Genomic DNA, 23,756 nt, shown 5'->3' with positions numbered 1-23,756 from the left:
ACGATCCATTGCACAGCATCACCGACCGCCTGCACGTCGTCGCGAACGGCGCCGATCCGCTCGAACGCGGTCGTGAACGGGGCGCGCAACTCCGCGACGCCCTGCCCGCAGGGCTGCGGACCTATCTCGAGCTCTTCGCGAAGTACGAGCTCGACGAGGCCGTCGTGCGCGACCTCGCCCTGAGCTGCGCCGACGCGGTCGGCGGATGGCGGCCCGCCCGGCTCGCCGAGATGGACGGGCTGGCCGCCGGAGCGGGGGTCGAGCCGTGGCACGTGTACGCGCTCAATGCGCGCACCGAGATCCTCTCGCAGGGCGTGGGCGCCGCGCCGGGCGAGTGCTCGACGATCGGCCGGCGGGTGCGGTTCGCCGACGGTTCGGTGCGCACCTTCGGACTGCAGACCTGGGACTGGCACCACCAGCTCGACGGCGAGTGGCACACGCACGAGACGCGCGGCGGCCGGTACGACGTCGCGGGCCTCACCGAGCACGGCATGCTCGGCAAGATCGGCGTCAACAGCGCGGGGCTCGCCCTGCACTTCAACATCCTCGGACACCGCACCGACGGTGCGGGCGGCGTGCCCGTGCACGTGCTGTCGGCGACGGTGCTCGAGGAGGCGGCCTCGGTCGACGAGGCGGTCGAGCTCGTGCGCGACGCGCCGCGCAGCGCGTCGAGCTCGTTCACGCTGCTCGACGCCGACACGGTCGTGACGACCGACATCACTCCGATCGGGGTGTTCGTCGTCGAGCCCGTCGACGGCACGGTCGTGCGCACGAACCACTTCCTGAGTCGCGAGGCGCAGGCACAGGAGAAGACCGAGATCTACCAGCCCGACTCCGACGAGCGTTACGGCCTGATCGCCGCCCGCTTCGCGGACTACCCCGAGCCGCGCACCGACGAGGAGCTGCTCGCCTTCCTCTACTCCGATCCGGGCCAGCCGCTGCTCTGCCACCGCCCCGACCTGACGCTGCCGTTCGGCGAGCGCTGGGCGACGCTCGCGACCGTGCAGCTCGACCCGGCCGCGCGCACGGCTCGCATCTCGAACGGCACGCCGATCGACGCCCGGGCGGGGGCCTGGCGGCAGCTCGTCGCCTGACCGGCCGGCCGGCCGACGGCCGCGCGGATGCCTCGGGGCGGCGCTCATGCGCCGGCGATCTCCGTCCTGCGGCGGATCCGGTGCTGCGCACGACTCGGTAGCGTGGCCAAGATGAGCGAACAGCCGAGGATCATGGCGGAGGCGGTCGGTGCCGAGGAAGCCGAGGGCGCCGAGCGGGTCGACGGTGCCGACCGGCACGTGCACTGGGCTTCGGTCGCGGTGTTCGCCGTCGTCTCGTGCGGGCTCGCCTGGCTCGTGGCCTGGCCGCTCTGGGCGCGCGGCGAGGGCATGGCCGACCCGTTGCTGCCGCTGGTCGCGACCGCCATGATGCTGACGCCGGCCGTGGCGACGCTCGCGGCGCTCGTCGTGGACCGGCGGACCCGCGGGCGGCGCCCGGCGCGCGACATCCTGCGGGGTCTCGGCATGTGGCCGTTGCGTCCGGCGCGGCGCACGATCGGGATGAGCGTCGTCATGGTCTTCGCCATGCCCCTGATGGTCGCGATCGGCTTGGGAATCACGTGGATCGCGGGGCTCGCGGTGCTCGACCCGGTCGGCTTCTCGGGGTTCGCCGAGGCGCTCGCCGGCGAGCTGCCGCCCGGCACCTCCATGCCCCCGGTGGGGCTCGTCGTCGCCCTGCAGCTCGCGATGATCCCGGTCGGCGCCGTCGTCAACGCCCCCTTCGCGTTCGGTGAGGAGGTCGGCTGGCGCGGCTGGCTGCTGCCCGCCCTGCGCCCGCTCGGCGTCTGGCCGGCGCTCATCGTCTCGGGCGCGTTCTGGGGGTTCTGGCACACCCCGCTCATCCTGCTCGGCTACAACTTCGGCCTCACCGACGTCACGGGCGTGCTGCTCATGGTGCTCTCGTGCACCCTGTTCGGCGTGCTGCTCGGCTGGACGCGCCTGCGAACGGGCTCGGTGTGGCCCGCCGTGTTCGGCCACGGGGCGTTCAACGCCTCGGCCGGGCTCGGCGCGCTGCTCGTGGCCGCCGGGTCGCCAGTGCCGCCCGCCTGGCTGTCCGGGCCGCTCGGTCTCATCTCCTGCGCGGTCTTCGCCGGCGTCGTCGCCGTGCTCGTCGCGGCGGGCCAGTTCCGCCGCTCGCGCCTCTCGGCCCGGCTCGGCTGAGCCGAACCGGGCCGGGCGGCGGCACCGCGGGCGTCAGCCGAAGGGAATCGCCCCGACGAGCACCCCGACGACGAGCATCACGAGCGAGACGAGCGTCGCCCGCCACAGCACCTTCTTGTGGTGATCGCCGAGGTTGACGCTCGCGAGCGACACGAGCAGCAGGATCGCCGGCACGAGCGGGCTCTGCAGGTGCACGGGCTGGCCGATGACCGAGGCGCGCGCCATCTCGGCGGCGCTGATGCCGTAGCTCGAGGCGCTCTCGGCGAGGATCGGCAGGATGCCGTAGTAGAACGCGTCGTTCGACATGAAGAACGTCATCGGGATCGACAGCACGCCCGTGATGATCGCCAGGTACGGGCCGAGCGCCGGCGGCACGATGTCGACGACCCACTCGGCCATCGCCGTGACCATGCCGGTGCCGTCGAGCACGCCGACGAGCACGCCCGCGGCGAGCACCATCGACACGACGCCGACGATGCTCGGCGCGTGCGCGACGATCTCGGCCGACTGGTCCTTGAGCTTCGGGAAGTTCAGGATGAGCGCGAGCGCCGACCCGATCATGAAGACGAACGCGAGCGGCATGACGTCGAGCACGAGCAGCACCATCACCGCGACGGTGAGCGCGAGGTTGAACCAGATGAGCTTCGGCCGCAGCGTGGGCCGGTCGGGGTGCAGCATCGTGTCGGCCATCGCCGTGTCGCGCTCGTCCTCGGCGACGGCGACGGGCGCGGGCGTGCCCGACCCGCTCACGGTGACGATGTTCGTCGTGGCGAGGGTCGCCCGCGCGCCGACCGAGCCCTGCGCGCCGCGCACGAGCCGAGGCACCTTCATGCCGAAGCGACCCGCGCTCGTGCGGCCGTCGGCCGCGGCATCCGCCCATTCATCGATCATGACGTTCGAGGTGGCGAGCGTGCCCAGGCGCTTGCGCTCGGCAAGGCCCAGCATCCAGGCGAAGGCGAGCGCGATCGCGAGGCCCACGGCGAGCGACGGCAGCATCGGCACGAAGATGTCGGTCGGCGAGATCTTGAGCGCGGTCGCGGCGCGCACGGTCGGGCCGCCCCACGGCACGATGTTGAGCGTGCCGTTCATGAGGCCGGCGACGCACGTGAGCACGACCGGGCTCATGCCGAGCCGCAGGTAGATCGGCAGCATCGCCGAGGTCGTGATGATGAAGGTCGTGGAGCCGTCGCCGTCGAGCGAGACGGCACCCGCGAGAAGCGCCGTGCCGAGCACGACCTTCGCCGGGTCGTTGCCGAGCATGCGCGTGATGAAGCGGATGAGCGGATCGAACAGCCCGACGTCGATCATGATGCCGAAGTACATGATGGCGAACATGAGCAGGGCCGCGGTCGGGGCCATGCCGCCGATCGCCTCCATCACCATGTCGCCGATGCCGAGCCCGGCGCCCGCGAAGAGGCCGAAGATCGTGGGCACCACGATGAGGGCGACCATCGGCGTGAGCCGCTTGGTCATGATGAGGGCCATGAACACGAGGATCATGGCGAATCCGAGGATCACGAGCATGGTGACGTCCTTGTCAGTGAGCGCCCGCACGGGGCTGGTGGGTCTCGAGGAGCGTACGGACTGCGGAGGCCGGCCGGCCGATAACTCGCATTGCGCCGCGTTCTGCGCGTAGCGTTGGTTCTGCGCATTCTGCTCACGACGTGCCGGGCCGGATGCCTCGGGGCGCGTGCTTCGTCGGCCGACGATGCATCATCGGATCGCGCACCATCGGGCCGACGAGCGCGGAGGGAGCCGCATGAGGTTCACCACCCGCATGCTCGTGACCCAGCTCGCTGCCGCGGCGGCGGTGATCGCGGTGTGCGCGGCGGCGTTCGCGTGGATCGGCGTGCAGCAGCTGCGCACGGAGACGCAGTCGACCGCGCTCGCGATCGCGCGAACCGTCGCCTCCGACCCGCAGTTGCGGCGGGCGGTCGCCGAGTACGCCGGCGACGCCGAGCTGGACGCCGCGGTGCTCGCCGACGGCGAGGTGCAGCGGCAGGCGACGGAGATCGCCCGGCGCACCGGTGCGCTCTTCGTCGTCGTGGCCGACGACGACGGGCTGCGGCTCGCGCACCCCGATCCCGCACGGCTCGGTGAGCGGGTGAGCACCGAGTACGAGCGGGTGCTCGCCGGCGAGGAGATCGTCACCTGGGAGCGGGGCACCCTCGGCGAGTCCGCCAGGGCGAAGGTGCCGGTGTACCGGCCGGGCGCCGGCCCGACCGGTCCCGGCGGCGGGAGCGCCGGCATCGTCGGCGAGGTGAGCGTGGGGTTCGCCCCGGCCAGCGTCCTCGCCGAGGTGCCGGGGCTCGTCGCCGCGATCGCCGCGGCCGTCGCGCTCGCGTTCGGCGTGGCCGCGCTCGCCGCCTTCCTCATCCGCCGCCGGCTCGAACGGCTCACGCTCGGCGTGCAGCCCGAGGAGCTCGGCGCGCTGCTGCAGAACCAGGCGGCCGTGCTCGACGGCGTGAACGACGGGGTCGTCGCCGTCTCGGGCGACGGCGTCGTTCGCGCGGTGAACCGATCGGCGCGAGACCTGCTCGCGCTCGACGAGGCGGCGATCGGCCGCCCGCTCGCAGAGCTCGAGCTGCCGCCCGCGCTCGTCGAGGCCATCCGCCGGGGACTCGACGGCGAGCCGCTCGCGCTCGGCGAACTCGTCACCGCCGACCATGTCGGCTACGTCGAGGCGCGACGGGTGCGCCGCGGCGACCGCGATCTCGGGGTCGTCGCCGTCGTGCGCGACCGCACCGACGTCGTCGCGCTCGCCGAGCGACTCGACGCGGTGCGCACGGCCACCAACGCCCTGCGCGCCCAGCGGCACGAGTTCGCGAACCGCATGCACGCCGTGTCGGGGCTGCTCGCGGTCGGGCGGATCGTCGACGCCCAGGAGTTCCTCGCCGAGCTGTCGAGCCGCGGCGCCGTGCCCGAGGCGGCGGTCGAGGCGATCGACGACCCCTTCCTGCAGGCGCTCGTCGGAGCGAAGGCGGTCGAGGCCGCCGAGCGCGGCGTCGAGCTGCGGGTCGCCGACGACACCCTCCTCGTCGGCATCGTCGACGAGCCCGAGGACGTGGCCGCCGTGCTCGGGAACCTCGTCGACAACGCGGTCACCGCCGCGGTCGCGGGCGACGAGCCGAGATGGGTGGAGCTCTCGCTCCTCGACGACGGCGACACGCTCGCGGTGACGATCAGCGACTCGGGCCGGGGCGTCGCCGACCCCGAGCGGCTCTTCGCCGGCCGCGCCGACGACGGTGCCGACGACGCGGAGGACACCGACGAGGCCTCCGATCGGGTGCACGGCCGCGGCATCGGACTGCCGCTCGCGCGACGCTTCGCGCGCCGGCGGGGTGGCGATCTCTGGCTCGTCGATGCGGGCGGGGCGGGTCGTGGCGCCGTGTTCGCGGCCCGGCTGCCGGCCGTCATGCACCGGCGCCCGACGGGCGACGGAGACGAAGGAGAGGTGCGGTGATGACCGCAGACGTGCGGGTGCTCGTGGTCGACGACGACTTCAGGGTGGCGGGGATCCACCACGACCTCGTCTCGGCCAGGCCCGGGTTCGAGGCGCTGCCGCCCGTGCGCGACATCGCGTCGGCGCGCACCGCGATCCGCGACTGGCGGCCCGAGCTGCTGCTCGTCGACGTCTACCTGCCCGACGGCGACGGCATCGAGCTCGCCCGTGAGAGCGGGCTCGACCGGTTCGTGCTGAGTGCCGCGAACGACGCGGCGACGGTGCGTCGTGCCCTGCGCTCGGGGGCGCTGCACTACCTCGTGAAGCCGTTCGAGGCCCGCACCCTGCAGGAGCGTCTCGACGGGTACCTGCGGTACCGCAACCTGCTCGCGGTCGAGTCGCCGCTCGCGCAGGACACGATCGATCGGGCGCTCGGCGTGCTGCACGGTGCGGCGCCGACCTCGTCGCGCTCGGGCACCCAGCAGTTGATCCTCGACGCCCTGGCCGACGGCGGTGAGGCGTCGAGCGTCGAGGTCGCCGAGCGCGCGGGGGTCTCGCGCGCGACCGCCCAGCGGCATCTCGCCGAGCTCGCCGCGCGCGGCGCGGTCACGGTGTCGCTCCGCTACGGCAGCGCCGGCCGACCCGAGCACCGCTATCGCAGCGGCTCGAGCTGAGCCGACCCGCGCGTGCCCGCGCGCCGGCCTCATCCGCCCGGGTGTGCACTCCTGGCGCGAATCCGGGCGACGAGTGCACACTCGATGCGCTGTCTTCAGGGGTTGGGGTTCGTGGCCTTGCCGTCGAGCCAGAGCGTGTCGGTCGTGTCGCGATGCACGCCGTCGGTGCCGACGTGCTTGGTGCTGATCTGCGGGCCCTTCGTGATGACGTGCACGAGCGCCATCGCGTGGCCGCGGCCGAGGCCGTAGTCGTCAGCGAGCCACGTGACGATGGGGGTCGCCTTGGTGGTCTCGTCGAAGCCGCGCTCGCGCGCGAGCTCGACGAACTGGCGCGGCGTGAGGCCGGTCTTCGTCTCGATGTTGTCGAGGTAGGCCTGGAACGACATGGGGTTCTCCTTCTCGAGTGGTCGGCGTGCGGGGTGACTCAGTCCGATTCGTCGGCCCAGGTCTGCACGATCGTCTCGGCGGCGTGGATGCCGATGAGCTGCAGGCGCCCCTCGCCGACGTTCTTGAAACCGTGCCACACTCCGGCGGGCGCGGTGGCGGTGTCTCCGGCGCGGGCGATGAGCTCGGTGTCGCCGACGGTGATGCGCGCGGTGCCCTCGAGCACGATCCACGTCTCGCTGTAGGGGTGCCAGTGCAGGTCGGCGCCCTGGCCGGGCTCGTTGTCGACGAAGAAGTACGAGATGCGGGCGCCGTGCTCGAGGCCGACGAATCGGCGCGTGCGACCGGTGCCGATGCGGAGTGCGTCGGCCGGCACGACGACGGGCGTGACGGGCGGGGTCATGGTGGGCGTCAGGGTGATCTCGGCGGCGTTCATGCTCTGCTCCTCGGTTCGGTTCGGTTCGGTTCGGTTGGTCCGGTTCTGGGATGCCGCGGCGCGAGTCGCGGGGGCGGTGCTCGGGCCGATCGGGCGGTTTCGTCTGCGAACAGCCTCGGCCCGCGGCATCCCGTCGCTGTAGTGTTTCGATGTGGATCGAAACTTCGTCGAGTTCCGGCTGGCCCCGGGCGACATCTCGGCGATCCGGTTCGGGATCTCGCCCGGTCACGAGCTCAGTCACGCGGTGCGCGTGCTGCAGCGGCCCGAAGCCCACCCGCTGCAGTGGGGATGGCTCCGCGCGGTGCGCGGCCGCGTGCCCCGAGAGGCGTTCGAACTGCTCGCCGTGGTGATCGGCGTCGACGGGTACATGCCCGACTTCCTCACCTCGGAGCCGGGCTGGGACCTCGAACCCGAGGAGGAGGCGGCCAGGATGCGCGTCGCGCCCGTCGAGCCGATGCTCGTCGACCTCAACAAGATGGTCGCGCGGTCGGAAGGCGCGCGGCAGCAGGCGATCCGGCGCATGATCGACGAGCCCGAGCGGGCGCGTGCGATGATCGCCGACGCGTGGAGCGAGGTGTGGGCGGCGGTGCTCGCGCCCGTGTGGACGCAGCTCGAGCGGCTGCTGCGGGCCGACATCGCGGTGCGTTCGCGGCGCATCGCGACCGCCGGGGTCGGGGCGATGGCCGGCGAGCTGCATCCCTCGGTGAGCTGGAGCGACGACGCCGTGCGGGTCGAGCTGCGCCTGCATCGCGAGGCGCTCGACTGCCGGGGGTCGGGGCTCGTGCTCGTGCCCTCGGTGATGTCGTCGTTCGGGTGCATGGTGCTCACCGAGCCGCCCGCGCAGCCCACCGTGTTCTACCCGGCGCGCGGCGTCACCGAGACGTGGGCGCGCGACCCGGCGTCGACCGCGGCGGCGCTCGGAGCGCTCATCGGGGCCGCGCGCGCAGAGATCCTGCTCGGGGCGCACACCGCGCGCACGACCTCGCAGGTCGCCGCCGACGTCGGGCTCGCGGTCTCGACCGCCTCGCATCATCTCGGCGTGCTGCGGGAGGGCGGGCTCATCGCCTCCGCCCGCGACGGCGCCCGCGTGATGCACCTGCGCACGCCGCTCGGCGAGGCGCTCGTGGGGGCGATGCTCTGAGCCGCGGCTACACGGCCGCCTCGTCGACCCAGCGGAGCACGCGGAGGGCGCGCAGCGTGTTCCAGCGGCTCGGCTCGCCCTCGGGGGCGTCGAGCGCGAAGTACACCTCGCCGTGCCACGGCTGCCCGGCGAGCCAGCGGCCGTCGTCGCCGCGTTTCGAGAGCAGCAGGTCGACGGCGTCGGCGACACGCGCATCGGGCGCGTCGCCCGCCGAACGGAAGTGGTCGAGCGCTCGCAGCACGTCGTAGAACCAGTAGGTCGGGAACGAGAAGTTGCGGTATCGGGGGAGCACGATCTCGCCGGTCGAACGCCGCCGGAACAGGTTGCGGTCGAGCAGGTACTCCTCGCCGCGACGGCGGGCCGCGGTCACGGCCGCGAGGTCGGCGGTGGGCGCCGCGGCGCCGTCGGCGACGGCCCCCGTGCCCGTGCCGCCCGTGACCGCCTGCTCGTACCGGAGCAGCCCCTCGAGCACGCAGAGGGTCGAGTCGAACGACGACCGCTCGGACTCCTCGCGGGGTTCGCAGTTCCAGCCGCCGTCGGGCAGCTGCTCGTCGAGCAGCCGCGCGATGATGCGGTCGCTGCCGGCGCCGAGCACGCCGAAGTACGCGCCGGCGGCGAGCACGCCGCCGTTGATGCACTCCTCGACCTCGCCGTGGAAGAACGGCAGGTCACCCCAGTAGTGCCACGTGACGCCGTCGCGCACGCGCGCGATCGCACGACGAACCGGCGGTGCCTCGGGTTCGACGCCGAAACGGTGCAGCGACTGCAACGACCACATGACGCTGCGGCGGTCTCCGTCTTCGCCGTACTCATCGTCGTTCCAGTACCCGCGGTCGTCTTGCAGGGCAGCAGGCGCGCGCCCCAGCCCTCGGTCGCGACCCTCGAGCGCTCGGCGGCGGCGCCCTCGGCGTCGCCCTGCAGATCGTGCAGCACCTGCCAGCGGATCGCCGGGTCGGCGTCGAGCAGCCAGTCGATGACGTCCATGCGGTCATCTTGGCCGCAACCGCCGACAGCCGCCAGCGGTTGCGGACGCCTCGCGGGCGGGCTCATCGTCGAAGGCGGGGGTGCGCCGCTGCGAGACTGGCTGCATGCTCCCTGCCGCACCTGCGCTTCCCGTCGACCTCGATGTCCGCGGGGACCGCTACACCCTCCGCCGCGCCACCCGTCACGACCTGCCGGCGCTCGTCGCGATGACCGCCGCCGATTCGCTGCGTCGCGACGACGACAGCTCCGACCCCGAGCACTTCGCGCGCTACGAGCGGGGCTTCGAGGCGATCGACGCCGACCCCGCCAACACGCTCGTCGCGGTCGACGATGCCGCCGGCCGCTTCGTCGGCACGATGCAGCTCACGATCATCCCCGGGATCTCGCGCGGCGGCGCCTTCCGCATGCAGATCGAGGCCGTTCGCGTCGCCGACGACCTGCGCGGCCGCGGCGTCGGCAGCGCGATGATCAGCTGGGCGGTCGACGAAGCGCGCGCGAGCGGCGTGGCGCTCGTGCAGCTCACCTCCGACGCCCGCCGGGTCGACGCGCACCGCTTCTACGAGCGGCTCGGCTTCGCGGCATCCCACGTCGGGTTCAAGTTGTTCACCTCGGCCTGACGATGACGGATGCCTCGGGTCGATGCCCGAGGCATCCGCCATCGCTGCGGGTGGAGCGAAGCGTCAGGCGGCCGGTCCGAGGTCGCGCATCGGGTTGCCGGCCGTCGGGTTCGCGGGCTTCACCTTGCGGCGCTCGCCGCCCACCACGACGGTGACGTTCGACATGTTCGGCGCACGGTCGGCGACGACGTCGTACGAGACGACCTCACCGTCCTTCCACTCGCAGCTCACCGAGTAGCCGCCGCGGGCGCGCAGCCCCGTGAACGACCCCGACGCGGCCCAGTCGGCGGGCAGCGCCGGCAGCAGTCGGATGACGCCGTCGTGGCTCTGCAGCAGCATCTCGGCGATCGCGCCGGTGATGCCGAAGTTGCCGTCGAGCTGGAACGGCGGGTGGTTGCACCACAGGTTCGACAGCGTGTTGTAGGTGAGCAGGCCGCGCACCATGACGCCGGCGCGCTCGGCGTCGCCGAGGCGGGCGAAGAGCGCGGTGCGCCAGGGCCACGTCCACGAGCGCCGGCTGTCGCCGGACACGGTCGCCGCGGTGAACGGCACGCCCTCCTTCTCGCCGCAGCGGGCCTTGAGCGACACGAGCGCCGCCGCCGCGAGCTCGGGCGAGGCCGCCGTGATCTGCCGGCCCGGGTACACCGCGAAGAGGTGCGAGGTGTGGCGGTGGATGTCGGTCGGGCTGTCGCGGTCGGTCTGCCACTCCTGCAACTGGCCCCAGCTGCCGATCTTGTTGGGCGCGAGCCGCGACTGCAGGTCGGCGACGGTCGCCCGGTACTCGGCGTCGACGTCGAGGGCGTCGGCGCAGTCGAGGTAGTTCTGGAACAGGTCCCAGATGATCTGCTGGTCGTACATCACGCCGTCCTCGCGCGGGCCGTGCTCGGGCGACCAGCCGTCGGGCGCCACCAGGCTGCCGTCGGGCAGTTCCTTGAGGCGGTCCTGCCAGAACTCGCAGATCTCCTTGATCATCGGATAGGCGACGTCGCGCAGGTACGTCTTGTCCTGCGTGAACGCCCAGTGCTCGTACACGTGCTGCATGTACCAGGCACTCGCGACCGTGTTCCACTCCCACGAGTTGCCGCCGAAGATGCTCTGCGAGGTGCGGGCGGTCCAGCCGCGGGTGTCCTCGCCGAACGCGTTGCGCGTCGCGACCCGGCTCGGCACCGCGACCTGCTGCACGAACGCGATGAGCGCCTCGTGCGCCTCGGGCAGGTCGGTCGTCTCGGCGCCCCAGTAGTTCATCTGGACGTTGATGTTGGTGTGGTAGTCGCTCGCCCACGCGGGCTGGTTCGAGTTGTTCCAGAGGCCCTGCAGGTTGGCGGGCAGGCCGCCCGGCCGCGACGAGCTCAGCAGCAGGTAGCGTCCGAAGTCGTACATCGACTGCTCGAGCGTCGGGTCGGACTCGCCCGCCCCGTAGCGTGCGAGGCGCGTCGTGGTCGGCAGCGCCAGCACCGAGGCATCCGTCTCGCCCCATTCGACCGCGGCACGCGACATGAGCTTCGAGACCTGGGCGACGTGCTCGTCGTGCAGGTCGTCGAAGCTGCGCCCGCCCGCCGCCTCGAGGGCGGCGTCGATGCCCGGCTGGGGCGCGGCGCCGCGCCACCCGTCGGCGGCGCTGAGCTTGTAGTCGGTGCGCGCGTCGAGGTGGAGCGTGATGACCGAGGCGCCCGACACCCGCAGGCCCCCGCCGTCGGCCGTCACCTCGCCGTCGGTCTCGGCGATGCGCACCGTCGCCGCGTGGCTGAGGTCGTTCGCCATCGTGCCCGCGAAGCCGATGCGCCGTGCCGCGGCGTCGACCGACGTCGGCGAGTTCTCCTGCTCGGAGGCGAGGGTGATCGTGCCCGTCAGCGCGCCGGCGGTGTCGCTCGTGTAGCGCAGCACGACCACGTCGGCGTCGCGGCTCGCGAACGCCTCGCGCAGCACGGTGCCGCCGATGGTCGCGAAGTGCGCGGTGTGAACGCCGACCGTGGGGTCGAGTGCGCGCCGGTACCCGACCACGTTGCGCTGTCCGCGCGTCGAGTAGCCGCTGCCCGTGAACGCGACGCCCGCGAGGCGGAACGCCCCGGGCGACGTGAACGTGAGGCGGTACCGGGTGTAGGCGGTCGAGTTCGCGAACGTGAAGGCCTTCGCCTCGCCGCGGGCGGCGAACGCGACGCCCGACTTCGTGTCGAGGGTCTTCCACGCGAGCCCGTCGTTCGAGGCGTCGAGCACCCAGTCGCGCGGATCGGCTCCGGGTGCGTCGGGTCCGCTCGTCAGCACGTACCCCGTGAGGGCCCGCTTCGCGACGAGCTCGAGCTGCCATGCGGCACCCGACCCGGCGTCGGCGACCTGCCAGACGGTGGACGCCTCGCCGTCGACGCTGCCCACGAGGGAATCGGCGTGGCCCGTCGGCGACGACACGTAGACGCTGCCGCCCGCCGCCAGCTCGACGCCGCCGAGCCCGATCTCGGACACCTGGAAGTGGCTCACCCCCGCCTTCGGCACGAAGTCGACGCGGTAGAAGCGGTAGGCGGTCGTGTTCTGGAACTCGTAGGTCTTCGTCTGGAAGCGCTGCTCGAACGGTGCGCCGGTGCGGCTGTCGAGCGTCGCCCACGTGCCGCCGTCGTTCGAGCCGAGCACCCGCCATTCCTGCGGGTCGCGGGCGGGCACGTCGTTCGCGCTCGTGAAGCTGTACGACGAGACGACGGCGGCGCTCGGCAGTTCGGCCTGCCAGAGCACGTGCGCGGGCGGACCGTCGATGCACCACTTCGTCTGCGGATTGCCGTCGTAGCTCTTGTCGACGTCTTCGGCACCCCAGATCTTGTAGGGGCCGCCGGGCGCGGTGACCTTGGGTCGTGCGCCGAACGCGATCGTGAGGGTGCCGAAGTCGCGGTACGAGCCGAAGCCGGTGACGCTCGTGTCGTACGCGCCGTCGGGCTTGCCGGCGAGGGCGTTGTCGTAGTCGTTGAGCCCGCCCCAGAGGCTCTGCTCGTTGAACTGCACGACCTCCTCGTCGGGGTTGCCGAAGAGCATCGCACCGAGGCGCCCGTTGCCGATCGGCAGCGCCTGCGTCTCCCAGTCGGTCGCGGGGGTGCCGTACCAGAGCGCCTTGGGCGAGAGGTCGGGAACGGGGATGCCTCCGCCTGCGGCGGCCGCCGCTCGGCCGCCGATCAGTGCGGCGGCGGGCTGGGCGGCGAGGAACTGGGGCACGAGCGGGGCCAGTGCGACGAGCCCGCCGAGCTGCAGGGCGCGTCGGCGCGGAATCTCGCGTTGGAGCATCGGGGAACCTCCGGAGCATCATTGATCTGGTGTTTGGTGGGGTAGTGCTCGACGTTCAGACGCAAACGGTGAGACTGGACCCATCCTGCCCGATTAAAGATCCGATGTATAGCCGCTGATTCTTCGACGAGTTCGAGCGAGTGCTGTCAGGTGAGGGCCCGCGCCATCAGCGCGACGAGCGCCGGGTCGAGCGTCGGCGCGGTCGCGAGCGAGACGACCCGCGAGAGTTCGAGGCCCGTGACCTCGAGCACGGCCAGGTCGTCGCGCTCGGGCGGCAGCGCGAGTTCGGGCACGAGGGCCACGCCGAGGCCGGCCGCGACGTACTCGACGACGACGCGGTAGTCGTCGCTGCGCGGCCCGATGGCCGGGTCGAAGCCCGCCCGCAGCGCCGCGGCGCGGAACCCCGCGTCGATCGGATCGTCGTCGTGGGTGCCGATCACCCAGCGTTCGCCCGCGAGATCGCGCAGCTGCACGCGGTCGGCGGCGGCGAGGGGATGTCGCGACGGGATCACGAGTGAGAAGCGTTCGGTGAACAGCGGGGTGCTGGCATGGCCGGGGGCGGCACGAGGCGCCTCCCCGGGGGCGGTGTACACGACCGCCGCGTCGAGGTCGAGCCGGTCGAGCGCCGCCTCGACCACGTCGAGCTCGGCCTCGGTCACGTGGGCGACGAGGCCCGCGCCGTCGAACGCGGCGACGAGTGCGGGCAGCAGGCGTGCGGCCGCGGTGGGGAACACGCCGAATCGCACGGTCCGCCGGGCGTCGTCGAGGGCGCCTCGGACCTCGTCGAGCGCCCGGTCGGTGCGCTCGAGGATCGCCGCGGCGTGCGGCAGCCACAGCCTGCCGGCGACGGTCAGCCGGGTGCCCGCCGCCGAACTCGCGACGACCGGCGCGCCGGTCGCCCGTTCGAGCCCGCCGAGGTGGTGCGCGACGGTCGGCTGGCTCCAGCCGAGCTCGCGCGCGGCGGCGGCGACCGAGCCCTGATCGGCGATGGCACGGAGTGCGCGCAGCTGGCGCAGGTCGATCATGCTCGCTCCGATCTTCGATGATCAATACGCCATATTGATGATTGCAGAAGAATCGCTATTCCGTATTGAATTCCGAGCGGGAACGATGGAAGCATGCCCACGCCCTATGCCGACGCCGTCGCCCGCTACGCCGAAGACGACCGCGCCCGGGTCTACGTGCCCGGCCACGCGGCCGACCCCGACGCCGCTCCCGCTCTCACCGGATGGTTCGGGGCCGAGCTGCTGCGCCGCGACGTGCCGCCGCTGCTCGCCGGCATCGACAAGGGACCCGGCAACCCGCTCGCCGAGTCGCTGGCGCTCGCCGCACGCGCGTGGGGCGCCCGTCGGACGTGGTTCCTCACGAACGGCGCCTCGCAGGGCAACCGCATCGCCGCACTCGCCCTCGGCGCCTACCGCGATGCTGCGGCCCCGGTCGTCGGCCAGCGGAGCGCCCACTCGTCGTTCATCGACGGCGTCATCCTCGCCGGGCTCTCGCCCCGCTTCGTCGCGCCCGCGATCGACCCGCGGCTCGGCATCAACCACGGGGTGTCGCCCGCCGCCCTGCGCGCCGCGCTCGCCGGCGTCGAGTCGCCGAAGGGCGTCTACCTCATCTCGCCGAGCTACTTCGGCGCGGTCGCCGACGTCGCCGCCCTCGCCGACATCGCCCATGCCGCCGGCGCGCCCCTCATCGTCGACGCGGCATGGGGCGCGCACTTCGGCTTCCACCCCGACCTGCCCGAGAACCCGCTGCGGCTCGGTGCCGACCTCGTCATCTCGAGCACGCACAAGCTCGGCGGCAGCCTCACCCAGTCGGCCATGCTGCACCTCGCCGGCGGGCCGTTCGCCGACGACCTCGAGCCGCTCGTCGAGCGCGCCTTCATGCTCACCCAGTCGACGAGCGCGAGCGCGCTGCTGCTCGCCTCGCTCGACCTCGCCCGCGAGACCCTCGAGACGGGCCATGGTCGCATCACCGCCTCGATCGCCGCGGCCGACCGCCTGCGCGACGAGATCCGGACCCGCGGGCGGTTCGGCATCGTGAGCGACGGATTCGGCGACTTCGACGACATCGTCGACGCCGACCCGCTGCGCGTGTCGATCGACGTCGCCCGCGGCGGCCTGCACGGGCACACCGTGCGCGACCGCCTCGAGCGCGAGGGCGTCTCGTTCGAGATCTCGACCGACTCGTGCGTCGTCGCAGTGCTCGGGGCCGGCGTGGTGCCCGACGTCGACCGCATCGCCGGGGCGCTGCATGCGATCGCGCCCGAGCGGGCCGCAGGCGAGGCATCCGAGCCGCTCGTCGCCACGGGTGGGCCGGCCGCGGTCGGCGCGTCGACCGGCGCCCCCGAACCGGCGCAGGTGCGGGATGCGAGGCCCATCGTCGCGCTGCCGTCACCGGGACCGCTCGCGATGCTGCCGCGCGAGGCGTTCCTGGCGCAGGGCGAGCCGGTACCGGTCGCCGCCGCGATCGGGCGGGTGTCGACCGACGCGCTCGCCGCCTATCCGCCGGGCATCCCCAACGTGCTGCCGGGCGAGGTCATCACGGCCGAGGTCGTCGAGTTCCTGCAGCGCATCGCCGCGACGCCGGGCGGGTACGTGCGCGGCGCGGTCGATCCGACCCTCGCGACCCTGCGGGTCGTGCGCGGGGCGACGGGCGCCGACGCCACCGGCCATGCGGTCGCGGCGTCGCCCGCCGACTGCGCCCTGTCGCTCGTCAGCTGACGTCGCGTCGCGCGACCTCGAGGCCGAGCCACTCGGCGAGCGATGCGATCTCGTCGTCGACCGCTCGCCGCGTCGCGCGATCGAACGGCACGTCCTCGTGCACGGCTTTCACGACGAGCACCCCGGCCGCACGATCGGCCTTGGCGTCGAGCTTGCCGACGAGACGGTCGCCCGCGAGGATCGGCAGCGCGTAGTAGCCCCATCTCCGCTTCGCAGCCGGCTTGTACATCTCGAGGGTGTACTCGAAGTCGAAGAGCTGCAGAGCGCGCTTGCGATCGTAGATCAGCCGGTCGAACGGCGACAGCAGCGCGGTGCGCCCCTCGAACGGCGGGCCGGATGCCTCGTCGCGGAGTCCCTCCAGCAGCACCGGGTCGACCCGCCACTCGCCCGGAACGCCGTCGACGACCGCGGGCTCGCCGGTGATCCCGACGTCGATCGGTTCGAGCGGCATCTTCGTGCTCTTGGCCCGCGCGATGCCGAGCGACGACAGTCGCCGGGCATTGCGCTCGGCCGTCGCCGCCTCGACGGTGAGCGCGCGGCCGTTCGCCGCTTCGGCGGTCGGGTAGACCCGCTCCGCGAGCGTCCACAGCCGCTCGCGGCCCTGCCGGCCCGCGATCGCGACCTCGCCCCGCAGGGCGAGGAACTCGAGCATGCGCCCGACGTTGCGATCGTGGGTCCACCCGGTCGACTCCCACGGCACCGCCGACGTGTCGGGGATGTCGCGCGACGGCAACGGCTCCCTGGCGCCCTCGAGGAGCTTCAGGACGTCACGACGGAAGTCGTCGTTCTGCTCGAGCCAGGTGCGGGAGCGCGGCCACTCGGGAAAGGACGCCATCTCGGGCCGCAGCAGTTCGAGGGCGTCGATCGGCCGGATGAGGGCGTCGAGCTCGAAGAGCGTGCGGTCGTGCTCGAGCGCCTCGACGAGGTCGCTCGGCCGGTAGGAGCCGCCGAGCCGGCTCCATGCGACGAGGTCGGCGTTCGGCGCGATCGCCGCGGTCGGGTCGATCTGCAGCAGGTCGAGGTCGCGCACGAGGCCGACGAGATCGGTCGGCCGGGTCGCCTCGAGCCGTTGCGCCCGCACCGCGAGGCGCCGCGCCGTGGTGGGGTCGAGTCGGTGCGGGGCACCCGTCGTTCCGGTCATCCGAGATCGAGCCGCATGATCACGCGGGGGTGGCCCGAGAGCACCGAGGTCGTGTCGGAGGCCTTCGTGAACCCGGCCTCTTCGAAGACCGCGCGAGTGCCCACGTAGGCCATCGTGAGGTCGACCTTCTCGCCGCGGTTGTCGACCGGGTAGCCCTCGATCGCGGGCGCGCCGTTCGCGCGGGCGAAGTCGACCGCGCCGGCGAGCAGGTGGTGCACGAGCCCCTGCTTGCGGTGGCCCGGGCGCACCCGGAAGCACCACACCGACCAGACGTCGACGTCGTCGACATGGGGGATGCGCCGGTTCTTCGCGAAGCTCGTGTCGGCACGCGGATGCACCGCCGCCCAGCCGACCGGCTCGTCGCCGTCGTAGGCGAGCACGCCCGGTGCCGGATCTTCGGCGCACAGCTCGCGCACGCGGGCCGAGCGGTCGGGCTCGCGCAGCGCGACGTTCTCTTTCGACGAGAGCAGCCGGTAGCTGAGGCAGAAGCACACGTTGGACGTCGGCTTCTTCGGGCCGATGACCGCGGCCACGTCGTCGAACACCGTCGCCGGTCGCACCTCGATCGCCATGGCTCCACTTTGCCAGAGGCCGCCGACGTTCGGCGACGACGGTCCCATCGGCCGGGGGTAGACTCGGCGACCGTGAATCGTGCTGACCTGCCCGCGAGTGCTCGCGGGCGTGAGGGGGTATCGGGCGCCGTGCGCGCCGCGATGAGATGACCCCGCCCGCGGTCCACGGCGCCAGGCGCCTGGGCCGCCGACGGTCGCGCCCGGAAGCGCCGCGGCCGTCGTCGTCTCGAGTCAGCAGGCCGCCCGAGCGGGCGGCGAACAGAACAGGTTCCGATTCCCATGCGTCCCATCACCGACGCGCAGATCCGCGCGTCCTTCGTCAACGCCACCGTCCGCGAGCGCAACACGCTCACCCTGCCCGCCGATTTCGCCGAGCTCGACTGGGAGCGCCGCGACTTCCTCGGCTGGCGCGACCGCAAGCTGCCGAACGTCGCCTACGTCGTCGCCGAGGTCGACGGTGAACTCGTCGGCGTCATGCTGAGGCGCGCCGAGGGTCGCATGCGCTCCCGGCCCCAGTGCGCCTGGTGCGAAGACGTGCACCTGCCGAACGACGTGCTCTTCTTCGTCGCGCGTCGAGCCGGCCAGGCCGGCCGCAAGGGCGACACGGTCGGCACGCTCGTCTGCGCCGACTTCCAGTGCTCGGCGAACGCCCGCAAGCGCCCGCCGACCGCCTACGTCGGCTTCGACGTCGAGGCGGCCCGCGAACGCCGCGTCGAGACGCTGCGCCAGAACGTGCTCGGCTTCATCCGCGCCGTCGGCGCGGGCGAGGGCTGAGCGACCTCTCTCCGAGGCCGGCTCCTCCGATGCGTCGGGTGAGCCGGTCCGGCGGGCGGCTCAGGAGGGCCGCCGGTCGAGCACGAGCGTCGCGAGCAGCACCTCGAGCGACGCCTGCACGCGTTCATCGGTCCACGCGCCGGGGTCCTCGATCGCCTTGACCTCGTAGCCGCGGCAGTACAGGTAGAGGATGTCGGCGATGTGCGCGGCCTCGTCGTGATCGACCGGCTCGCCGCCCTGCGCGATGTGCTCGGCGCCCGCGAGGAACTTGCCGTATGTGGCATCCGTGACGCCCCGTACGACCTCGTAGGCGCGGCGGTTCGCACCGCGCACATCGGCGATGACCTCGATCCACAGGCTCCGCAGCACGTTCTCCTCGGGGGAGGAGGTGCACATCCACCGGGCGAGCGCCGCGAGCCGCTCGACGCCGACGAGGTCGCCGAGGTGGGCCGCGCGCTCCTCGTCCCACTGCCCGCGCGCCTGCTCGAGGGCGTTCGCCATGAGGTGGGCCCGCGACGGCACGTAGTTCGTGATGAACGCGGTCGAACGGCCGAGACGTTCGGCGACGGCGCGCAGGGTCACGGCGCGGGTTCCGCGCTCCCGCGCGATCTCGACGGTCGCGCGGGCGATGTCGGCGAGCCGTTCGTCGTGGTCGACCTCGATCGGCACGGGCCCTCCCTCCGCTGGCTCGATGCTCGTTTGACAGCCTGCCATGGCGAGGGTACGTTTCAAAACACTGTTGTACAACACGCCGATATCTCGCTCCTCGAACGGGATGCCTCGGCCGGCCGCCGCTCGCGGCCGCACCCTCGACGGAGAGATGGAGCACACCTCGCATGACGGTCAACGGCGGCGTCTCGTTCTGGCTGCAGCAGGTCGGCGTGCCGACCCCCAGGCCGGCCCTTCCCGGCGACCTCGACGTCGACGTCGCGATCGTCGGCGGCGGCTACACCGGGCTCTGGACGGCGTACTACCTGAAGCGCGACCAGCCCGACCTCCGCGTCGCGGTGCTCGAACGCCGGTTCGCCGGGTACGGGGCCTCGGGGCGCAACGGCGGCTGGCTCACGAACTCGGTGACGGGCGGCCGCGGCCAGTACGTCTCGTCGCACGGCCGCGACGCCGCGATCGCCCAGCAGCGCGCGCTCAACGCGACCGTCGACGAGGTGATCGCCGTCGCGGCCGCCGAGGGCATCGACGCCGACATCCACAAGGGCGGTGAGTTCGAGGTCGCGCTCAACCCGGCGCAGCTCGCACGACTGAAGGCGGCCGCCGCCGAAGAGCAGTCGTGGCCCGCGACCGACGTCGAGGTGCTCGACGCGAAGGCCGCCGCCGCCCGCATCAACGTCGCCGGCGTGCAGGGCGGCATCTGGCACCCGCACTGCGCGCGCATCCACCCCGCGAAGCTCGCGCTCGGGCTCGCCGGCGCCGTCGAGCGACTCGGCGTCGCGATCTACGAGGGCACGACCGTCACCGAGATCGTGCCGGGCGAGGCGCGAACCGACCACGGCACCGTGCGGGCGCCGCACGTGCTGCGCGCGACCGAGGGCTTCACGCCCGACCTGCGCGGCGAGCACCGCACGTGGCTGCCGATGAACTCGTCGCTCATCGTGACCGAGCCCCTCGCTCCGGCGGTCTGGGACGAGATCGGCTGGAACGGCCGCGAGACCCTCGGCGACTTCGCCCACGTCTACATGTACGCGCAGCGCACCGCCGACGACCGCATCGCCTTCGGCGGGCGCGGGGTGCCGTACCGCTACGGCTCGCACGTCGACCAGGACGGCGAGACCCAGCTGCGCACGATCGAGAGCCTCACCGCGCTGCTCAACCGCTTCTTCCCCCAGACGGCCGGCGCCGCCATCGACCACGCGTGGTCGGGCGTGCTCGGCGTGCCGCGCGACTGGGCGGCGACCGTCGGGCACGACCGGGCGACCGGGCTCGGCTGGGCCGGCGGCTACGTCGGCACGGGCGTCACCGCGACGAACCTCGCCGGCCGCACGCTGCGCGACCTCGTGCTCGGCGACGACACCGAGCTCACCCGCCTGCCGTGGGTCGGCCACCGCGCGCGCAAGTGGGAGGTCGAGCCGCTGCGCTGGCTCGCCGTGCAGGCGATCTACGCGGCCTACCACGCCGCCGACCGCGGCGAGCAGCGCGGACGCGCCACGACCTCGCCGATCGCGAAGATGGCCGACCTCGTCGCCGGCCGCTGAGGCGCGACGAACCACCACAGGAGGACACCATGAGCGATCTGCCCGCCGCCACGTCGACCGTCGCGGGGCTCGCCCCGCTCGCCCGCGACCTCGGCCCCGCCGCGCCGAAGCCCACCGCCCTGACGGAGAGCGTGCTCGAGGCATCCGGCTCGCTGTGGGAGGTGCCGGGCGTCGACGTCGGGTACTGGGAGTGCACCCCCGGCCGATTCTCCGCCACCCGCGAGGGCTACACCGAGGTGTGCCAGTTCCTCTCCGGCCGCGTGACGATCGAGGTCGACGGCGAGGAGCCGGTGACGTTCGGCGCCGGCGACACGCTCATCACCCCGAGCGGCTGGCGTGGGGTGTGGGACGTGCACGAGACCGTGCGCAAGCTCTACGTCGTCATCGACAACCGCCGGCCGGCCGAGTAGCGCGAAGCGCATGGCCGGTCCGCCGCCCGTCGGACCGACCCGATACGGTCGGGCTCATGCAACCCTTCACGATCTCCGTGCCCGACGACGTGCTCGACGACCTGCGCGCACGGCTCGCCCGCACGCGCTTCACGACCCCGAGCGCGTCGGCGTGGGGCGCCGGGGTCGACCCCGCCTACCTCGCGTCGCTCGTCGCCTACTGGGCGAACGACTTCGACTGGCGCGCCGCCGAGGCGCGCCTCAACCGCTCCCCGCAGTTCATCGACCGCGGGCAGCACTTCGTGCACCTCCGTCGCGACGCAACCAGGCCGCCGGTGCTCCTCGCCCACGGCTGGCCGAGCAGCTTCATCGAGATGCTGCCGCTCGCCGAGCTGCTCGACGTCGACGTCGTGATCCCGTCGCTGCCGGGATTCCTCTACTCCGAGCTCGTCGACGGCCCGCTCACGAGGGCGGCGATCGCCGAGACCTTCCACGCGCTCATGACCGAGACGCTCGGCTACGAGCGGTACTTCGCGTTCGGCGGCGACATCGGCGGCGCGGCCTCGAGCTGGCTCGCGACCATGTACCCGCACGAGGTCGCCGGCCTGCATATGATCCACGGGCCGTTCCCGGCCGCCTTCGACGCCTCGCCGATCACGCCCGCCGAGCAGGCGTTCTTCGACGCCGAGGCGGCGTACGACGAGGGCGACGAGGGCTACAGCTCGATCATGGCCACCCGCCCCGACACGATCGCCGCCGCGCTCGCCGACTCGCCGGCAGGGCTCGCCGCGTGGATCGTCGACAAGTACCGCGACTGGAGCGACTGCGGCGGCGACGTCGAGTCCCGGTTCGACCGCGACGCGCTCTGCACGATCCTCACGCTCTACTGGGCGACCGGGTCGATCGGCACCTCGTTCCGGCAGTACCTCGACTACCCGCACAACGCGACCCGCCCGAACATCACGGTGCCCGTCGCAGTCACCCTCAGCAGCGAGCCGGGCATGCGGGGCTTCCCGCGGTCGATCGCCGAACGCGCCGCGACCGACCTCCGGCAGTACTCCGAGCCGGGCCGCGGCGGGCACTTCCTCGCGTTCGAAGAGCCCGAGCTCGTCGCCGACGAGCTCGGCGCGTTCATGCGGTCGGTGGGGTAGCCGCGGTCGGATGCCTCGGCGCGCGCCGCTCGTCGTCGAGGCGTCCGCGGGTCAGCGCGCGAGCGCGCGCAGCTGCAGCCACGCGGCCAGCCGCTCGTCGGCGTTCTCGAGTCGCACGCCGTGCGTCTCGACGACCCGGCGCAGGCGATGTCGCACGGTGTTCTCGTGCACGCCCAGGCGTTCTGCCGCCTGCGCGACGTTGCCGAAGCACTCGAGCCACACGAGCAGGGTCTCGGCGACGGCCCGCGTCGCCGCCGACCCGTGCAGGGCGTCGAGCCCGGGATCGCGCAGTTCGACACCGTCGGCGAGCAGCTCGGCGACGCGGTCGACGACGAGCAGCGGCCGCAGGCTCGCCGCGCTGACGATGCGGCGCCCGGATGCCGCGTCGCGCCCCGCGACGTCGAGCAGCCGGTCGGCGAGCTCGCGGACCCCCGCGACATCGCCGGATCGGTGAGCCGGCCCCGTGACCGCGATGCGAGCGCCCTCGCCGACGAGGCGGTCGACGAGCGGCAGCAGCGGTTCGGCGAGGGCCGTCGCCTCGTCGACGGTGCGCGCGGCGAACAGCGCGTAGACGCGTGAGCGATGGGCGACGGCCACGGCGTCGGGCCGGTGCAGCACGAGGTGGCGGATGACGGTCGAACGGAGCTGGGCGATCGCGGTCGGGCCCGCGCTCGGCACCTCGAAGGCGAGCAGCGCGGCGCCGCGCTCCTCGTCGATGCCGAGCTCGGCGAACTCGGTGCCGGTGAGGTCGATGCCCGTGAGCAGGGTGCGCAAGCGGTCCTCGCGCGGTCGCTGGTCGGTCGCGTGCGCGCGGAGGTCGTCGAGCAGGTGAGCGCCGGCGAGGGCGCTCGCACGCCGCATCCGCTCGTCCTGCTCGGGGCTCACCGGCCCCTCGCCCGAGGCGTCGATCGCCCAGATGCTGCCGAGGGGCAGTGCACCCGCACGAATGGCGAACGCGACCCGCGGCTCCTCGTCGCCGAGCCGCGGGTACTTGATCGGGCGATCGGAGCGCAGCACGGTGCGGTACTGGTCGTCGTTGTAGGGGGAGGCCGGCACCTGCCGGGCCAGGATGCCGTGGGTGCGGAGCGTGTCGATGAGCTGGCCGGGCACCGACGAGTAGGCGAGGATGTTCCGGCTGAGGTCCTCGATCGCGACCGAGCCGCCGAAGAACTCGGCGAGCTCGTTGGCGATCGCGAAGAGCGGTTCGGCGCCGCGCTGCGGAGCGGCGAGCGGCGTCTCGGCCTCGCCGAGCAGGCGAGTGAGCTGCGCATCGAGCAGCCGCCAGCTGATGCGGTCGGCGATGCGCACGAGGGGGAGGCCCGTCGCCTCGACGATCGCCGCGAGGGCGGGCACCCGCTCGGCGCTGCACTTGAGGGCGAGGCCGGCGGCGCCGTGCTCGGCGGCGCCGGTGGCGAGCGCGGCGATGCGCGAGGTGCTGAGCGACGCGGTCGACGGCGCGAGCAGCAGGGTCGACGAGACATCGCCGAACTCCTCGGCGGTGTCGACGAACTCGGTGCCCGTCACGGCGATGCCGGGTGCGGGCGGCCCGATGGGCGTCACGGTGCGCGGTCCGAGCTGGTCGACGAGCTCGGCGAGCGTCACCTGCGGGTGCGGTGGGCGCTCGATTGGAGAAATACCTGCATCCAC

The 23,756-nt window shown here is 72.9% G+C and carries 21 protein-coding genes; 11 read left to right on the top strand and 10 right to left on the bottom strand.

The genetic code is table 11. The annotated features are described in order from the left end of the window. Positions 1–8 precede the first annotated feature (8 nt). Positions 9–1,094, top strand: a complete 1,086-nt coding sequence (locus LR269_RS17255) for a C45 family peptidase (protein WP_231431984.1) — start codon at positions 9–11, stop codon at positions 1,092–1,094. A gap of 111 nt (positions 1,095–1,205) precedes the next feature. Beyond that, the gene (locus LR269_RS17250) at positions 1,206–2,213 is read left to right on the top strand and encodes a CPBP family intramembrane glutamic endopeptidase (RefSeq protein WP_231431983.1); all 1,008 of its coding nucleotides are present in this window, start codon (positions 1,206–1,208) and stop codon (positions 2,211–2,213) included. 33 nt (positions 2,214–2,246) lie between these two features. Here the strand turns inward: LR269_RS17250 and LR269_RS17245 are convergent, their stop codons facing one another. After that, entirely contained in the window at positions 2,247–3,737 is a 1,491-nt protein-coding gene (locus tag LR269_RS17245; RefSeq protein WP_231431982.1) for a CitMHS family transporter, read from the bottom strand. A gap of 235 nt (positions 3,738–3,972) precedes the next feature. Between LR269_RS17245 and LR269_RS17240 the strand changes: the two genes are divergently transcribed. After that, positions 3,973–5,676: an ATP-binding protein gene (locus tag LR269_RS17240; RefSeq protein ID WP_231431981.1), complete on the top strand. Its 1,704-nt coding sequence runs from the start codon at positions 3,973–3,975 to the stop codon at positions 5,674–5,676. Continuing rightward, positions 5,676–6,329, top strand: coding sequence for a response regulator (locus LR269_RS17235; RefSeq protein ID WP_231432390.1), 654 nt, complete (start codon positions 5,676–5,678; stop codon positions 6,327–6,329). Before LR269_RS17240 ends, LR269_RS17235 begins: the two co-directional genes overlap by 1 nt. Positions 6,330–6,424: 95 nt before the next feature. On the opposite strand, the gene LR269_RS17230 is transcribed toward LR269_RS17235, so the two are convergent. Together LR269_RS17230 and LR269_RS17225 are read right to left on the bottom strand one after the other, a co-directional pair. After that, a complete protein-coding gene (locus LR269_RS17230) occupies positions 6,425–6,715 on the bottom strand; it encodes a DUF4287 domain-containing protein (protein WP_231431980.1) in 291 nt (96 codons plus the stop codon). Positions 6,716–6,753: 38 nt separating this feature from the next. Beyond that, a complete protein-coding gene (locus LR269_RS17225) occupies positions 6,754–7,149 on the bottom strand; it encodes a cupin domain-containing protein (protein WP_231431979.1) in 396 nt (131 codons plus the stop codon). 151 nt (positions 7,150–7,300) lie between these two features. Between LR269_RS17225 and LR269_RS17220 the strand changes: the two genes are divergently transcribed. Then, a complete protein-coding gene (locus LR269_RS17220) occupies positions 7,301–8,290 on the top strand; it encodes a DUF5937 family protein (protein ID WP_231431978.1) in 990 nt (329 codons plus the stop codon). Positions 8,291–8,297: 7 nt separating this feature from the next. Here the strand turns inward: LR269_RS17220 and LR269_RS17215 are convergent, their stop codons facing one another. After that, positions 8,298–9,068: a hypothetical protein gene (locus tag LR269_RS17215; RefSeq protein WP_308191667.1), complete on the bottom strand. Its 771-nt coding sequence runs from the start codon at positions 9,066–9,068 to the stop codon at positions 8,298–8,300. Between the two features lie 310 nt (positions 9,069–9,378). Between LR269_RS17215 and LR269_RS17210 the strand changes: the two genes are divergently transcribed. After that, on the top strand, positions 9,379–9,891 hold the full coding sequence (locus LR269_RS17210; RefSeq protein WP_231431977.1) for a GNAT family N-acetyltransferase: 513 nt from the start codon (positions 9,379–9,381) through the stop codon (positions 9,889–9,891). A gap of 63 nt (positions 9,892–9,954) precedes the next feature. Here the strand turns inward: LR269_RS17210 and LR269_RS17205 are convergent, their stop codons facing one another. Both LR269_RS17205 and LR269_RS17200 read right to left on the bottom strand, forming a co-directional pair. Continuing rightward, a complete protein-coding gene (locus tag LR269_RS17205) occupies positions 9,955–13,152 on the bottom strand; it encodes a glycoside hydrolase N-terminal domain-containing protein (protein WP_231431976.1) in 3,198 nt (1,065 codons plus the stop codon). A 146-nt stretch (positions 13,153–13,298) separates the two neighbouring features. After that, on the bottom strand, positions 13,299–14,177 hold the full coding sequence (locus tag LR269_RS17200; protein ID WP_231431975.1) for a LysR family transcriptional regulator: 879 nt from the start codon (positions 14,175–14,177) through the stop codon (positions 13,299–13,301). 93 nt (positions 14,178–14,270) lie between these two features. Here LR269_RS17200 and LR269_RS17195 point away from each other — a divergent pair, with 93 nt between their 5' ends. After that, a complete protein-coding gene (locus LR269_RS17195; protein ID WP_231431974.1) occupies positions 14,271–15,875 on the top strand; it encodes an aminotransferase class I/II-fold pyridoxal phosphate-dependent enzyme in 1,605 nt (534 codons plus the stop codon). Here LR269_RS17195 and LR269_RS17190 read toward each other — a convergent pair. Together LR269_RS17190 and LR269_RS17185 are read right to left on the bottom strand one after the other, a co-directional pair. Further along, positions 15,868–17,016, bottom strand: a complete 1,149-nt coding sequence (locus LR269_RS17190) for a DNA glycosylase AlkZ-like family protein (protein WP_231431973.1) — start codon at positions 17,014–17,016, stop codon at positions 15,868–15,870. The genes LR269_RS17195 and LR269_RS17190 overlap by 8 nt on opposite strands. After that, positions 17,013–17,588, bottom strand: a complete 576-nt coding sequence (locus LR269_RS17185) for a GNAT family N-acetyltransferase (RefSeq protein ID WP_231431972.1) — start codon at positions 17,586–17,588, stop codon at positions 17,013–17,015. Before LR269_RS17185 ends, LR269_RS17190 begins: the two co-directional genes overlap by 4 nt. Before the next feature lie 279 nt (positions 17,589–17,867). Here LR269_RS17185 and LR269_RS17180 point away from each other — a divergent pair, with 279 nt between their 5' ends. Then, positions 17,868–18,362: an FBP domain-containing protein gene (locus LR269_RS17180; RefSeq protein ID WP_231431971.1), complete on the top strand. Its 495-nt coding sequence runs from the start codon at positions 17,868–17,870 to the stop codon at positions 18,360–18,362. A gap of 60 nt (positions 18,363–18,422) precedes the next feature. Here the strand turns inward: LR269_RS17180 and LR269_RS17175 are convergent, their stop codons facing one another. Beyond that, positions 18,423–19,031, bottom strand: coding sequence for a TetR/AcrR family transcriptional regulator (locus LR269_RS17175; RefSeq protein ID WP_231431970.1), 609 nt, complete (start codon positions 19,029–19,031; stop codon positions 18,423–18,425). Between the two features lie 167 nt (positions 19,032–19,198). Between LR269_RS17175 and LR269_RS17170 the strand changes: the two genes are divergently transcribed. Genes LR269_RS17170 through LR269_RS17160 form a run of 3 tightly spaced genes read left to right on the top strand, consistent with a single transcriptional unit; the run spans position 19,199 to position 22,109 of the window. Further along, positions 19,199–20,569 carry an FAD-binding oxidoreductase gene (locus LR269_RS17170; protein ID WP_231431969.1) on the top strand — a complete coding sequence of 457 codons (1,371 nt, stop codon included), beginning with the start codon at positions 19,199–19,201 and terminating at the stop codon, positions 20,567–20,569. Between the two features lie 29 nt (positions 20,570–20,598). Beyond that, a complete protein-coding gene (locus tag LR269_RS17165; protein WP_231431968.1) occupies positions 20,599–20,979 on the top strand; it encodes a cupin domain-containing protein in 381 nt (126 codons plus the stop codon). Between the two features lie 56 nt (positions 20,980–21,035). Next, entirely contained in the window at positions 21,036–22,109 is a 1,074-nt protein-coding gene (locus LR269_RS17160; protein ID WP_231431967.1) for an epoxide hydrolase family protein, read from the top strand. A 51-nt stretch (positions 22,110–22,160) separates the two neighbouring features. Here the strand turns inward: LR269_RS17160 and LR269_RS19065 are convergent, their stop codons facing one another. Beyond that, on the bottom strand, positions 22,161–23,756 hold the full coding sequence (locus LR269_RS19065; RefSeq protein WP_231431966.1) for a CdaR family transcriptional regulator: 1,596 nt from the start codon (positions 23,754–23,756) through the stop codon (positions 22,161–22,163).

Origin of the sequence: Agromyces sp. S2-1-8 (assembly GCF_021129215.1) — a bacterium.
Lineage (GTDB): Bacteria > Actinomycetota > Actinomycetes > Actinomycetales > Microbacteriaceae > Agromyces > Agromyces chromiiresistens.
The sequence above is the reverse complement of the archived record's forward strand: the minus strand, read 5'-3'. Positions and strand labels throughout refer to the sequence as shown.

Bases quoted from the DNA above. Each gene is read 5' to 3' on its own strand.
- LR269_RS17250 (WP_231431983.1), top strand. From the start codon at position 1,206: ATGAGCGAACAGCCGAGGATCATGGCGGAGGCGGTCGGTGCCGAGGAA.
- LR269_RS17245 (WP_231431982.1), bottom strand. From the start codon at position 3,737: ATGCTCGTGATCCTCGGATTCGCCATGATCCTCGTGTTCATGGCCCTC.
- LR269_RS17240 (WP_231431981.1), top strand. From the start codon at position 3,973: ATGAGGTTCACCACCCGCATGCTCGTGACCCAGCTCGCTGCCGCGGCG.
- LR269_RS17235 (WP_231432390.1), top strand. From the start codon at position 5,676: ATGACCGCAGACGTGCGGGTGCTCGTGGTCGACGACGACTTCAGGGTG.
- LR269_RS17230 (WP_231431980.1), bottom strand. From the start codon at position 6,715: ATGTCGTTCCAGGCCTACCTCGACAACATCGAGACGAAGACCGGCCTC.
- LR269_RS17225 (WP_231431979.1), bottom strand. From the start codon at position 7,149: ATGAACGCCGCCGAGATCACCCTGACGCCCACCATGACCCCGCCCGTC.
- LR269_RS17215 (WP_308191667.1), bottom strand. From the start codon at position 9,068: ATGTGGTCGTTGCAGTCGCTGCACCGTTTCGGCGTCGAACCCGAGGCA.
- LR269_RS17210 (WP_231431977.1), top strand. From the start codon at position 9,379: ATGCTCCCTGCCGCACCTGCGCTTCCCGTCGACCTCGATGTCCGCGGG.
- LR269_RS17205 (WP_231431976.1), bottom strand. From the start codon at position 13,152: ATGCTCCAACGCGAGATTCCGCGCCGACGCGCCCTGCAGCTCGGCGGG.
- LR269_RS17200 (WP_231431975.1), bottom strand. From the start codon at position 14,177: ATGATCGACCTGCGCCAGCTGCGCGCACTCCGTGCCATCGCCGATCAG.
- LR269_RS17195 (WP_231431974.1), top strand. From the start codon at position 14,271: ATGCCCACGCCCTATGCCGACGCCGTCGCCCGCTACGCCGAAGACGAC.
- LR269_RS17190 (WP_231431973.1), bottom strand. From the start codon at position 17,016: ATGACCGGAACGACGGGTGCCCCGCACCGACTCGACCCCACCACGGCG.
- LR269_RS17185 (WP_231431972.1), bottom strand. From the start codon at position 17,588: ATGGCGATCGAGGTGCGACCGGCGACGGTGTTCGACGACGTGGCCGCG.
- LR269_RS17180 (WP_231431971.1), top strand. From the start codon at position 17,868: ATGCGTCCCATCACCGACGCGCAGATCCGCGCGTCCTTCGTCAACGCC.
- LR269_RS17170 (WP_231431969.1), top strand. From the start codon at position 19,199: ATGACGGTCAACGGCGGCGTCTCGTTCTGGCTGCAGCAGGTCGGCGTG.
- LR269_RS17165 (WP_231431968.1), top strand. From the start codon at position 20,599: ATGAGCGATCTGCCCGCCGCCACGTCGACCGTCGCGGGGCTCGCCCCG.
- LR269_RS17160 (WP_231431967.1), top strand. From the start codon at position 21,036: ATGCAACCCTTCACGATCTCCGTGCCCGACGACGTGCTCGACGACCTG.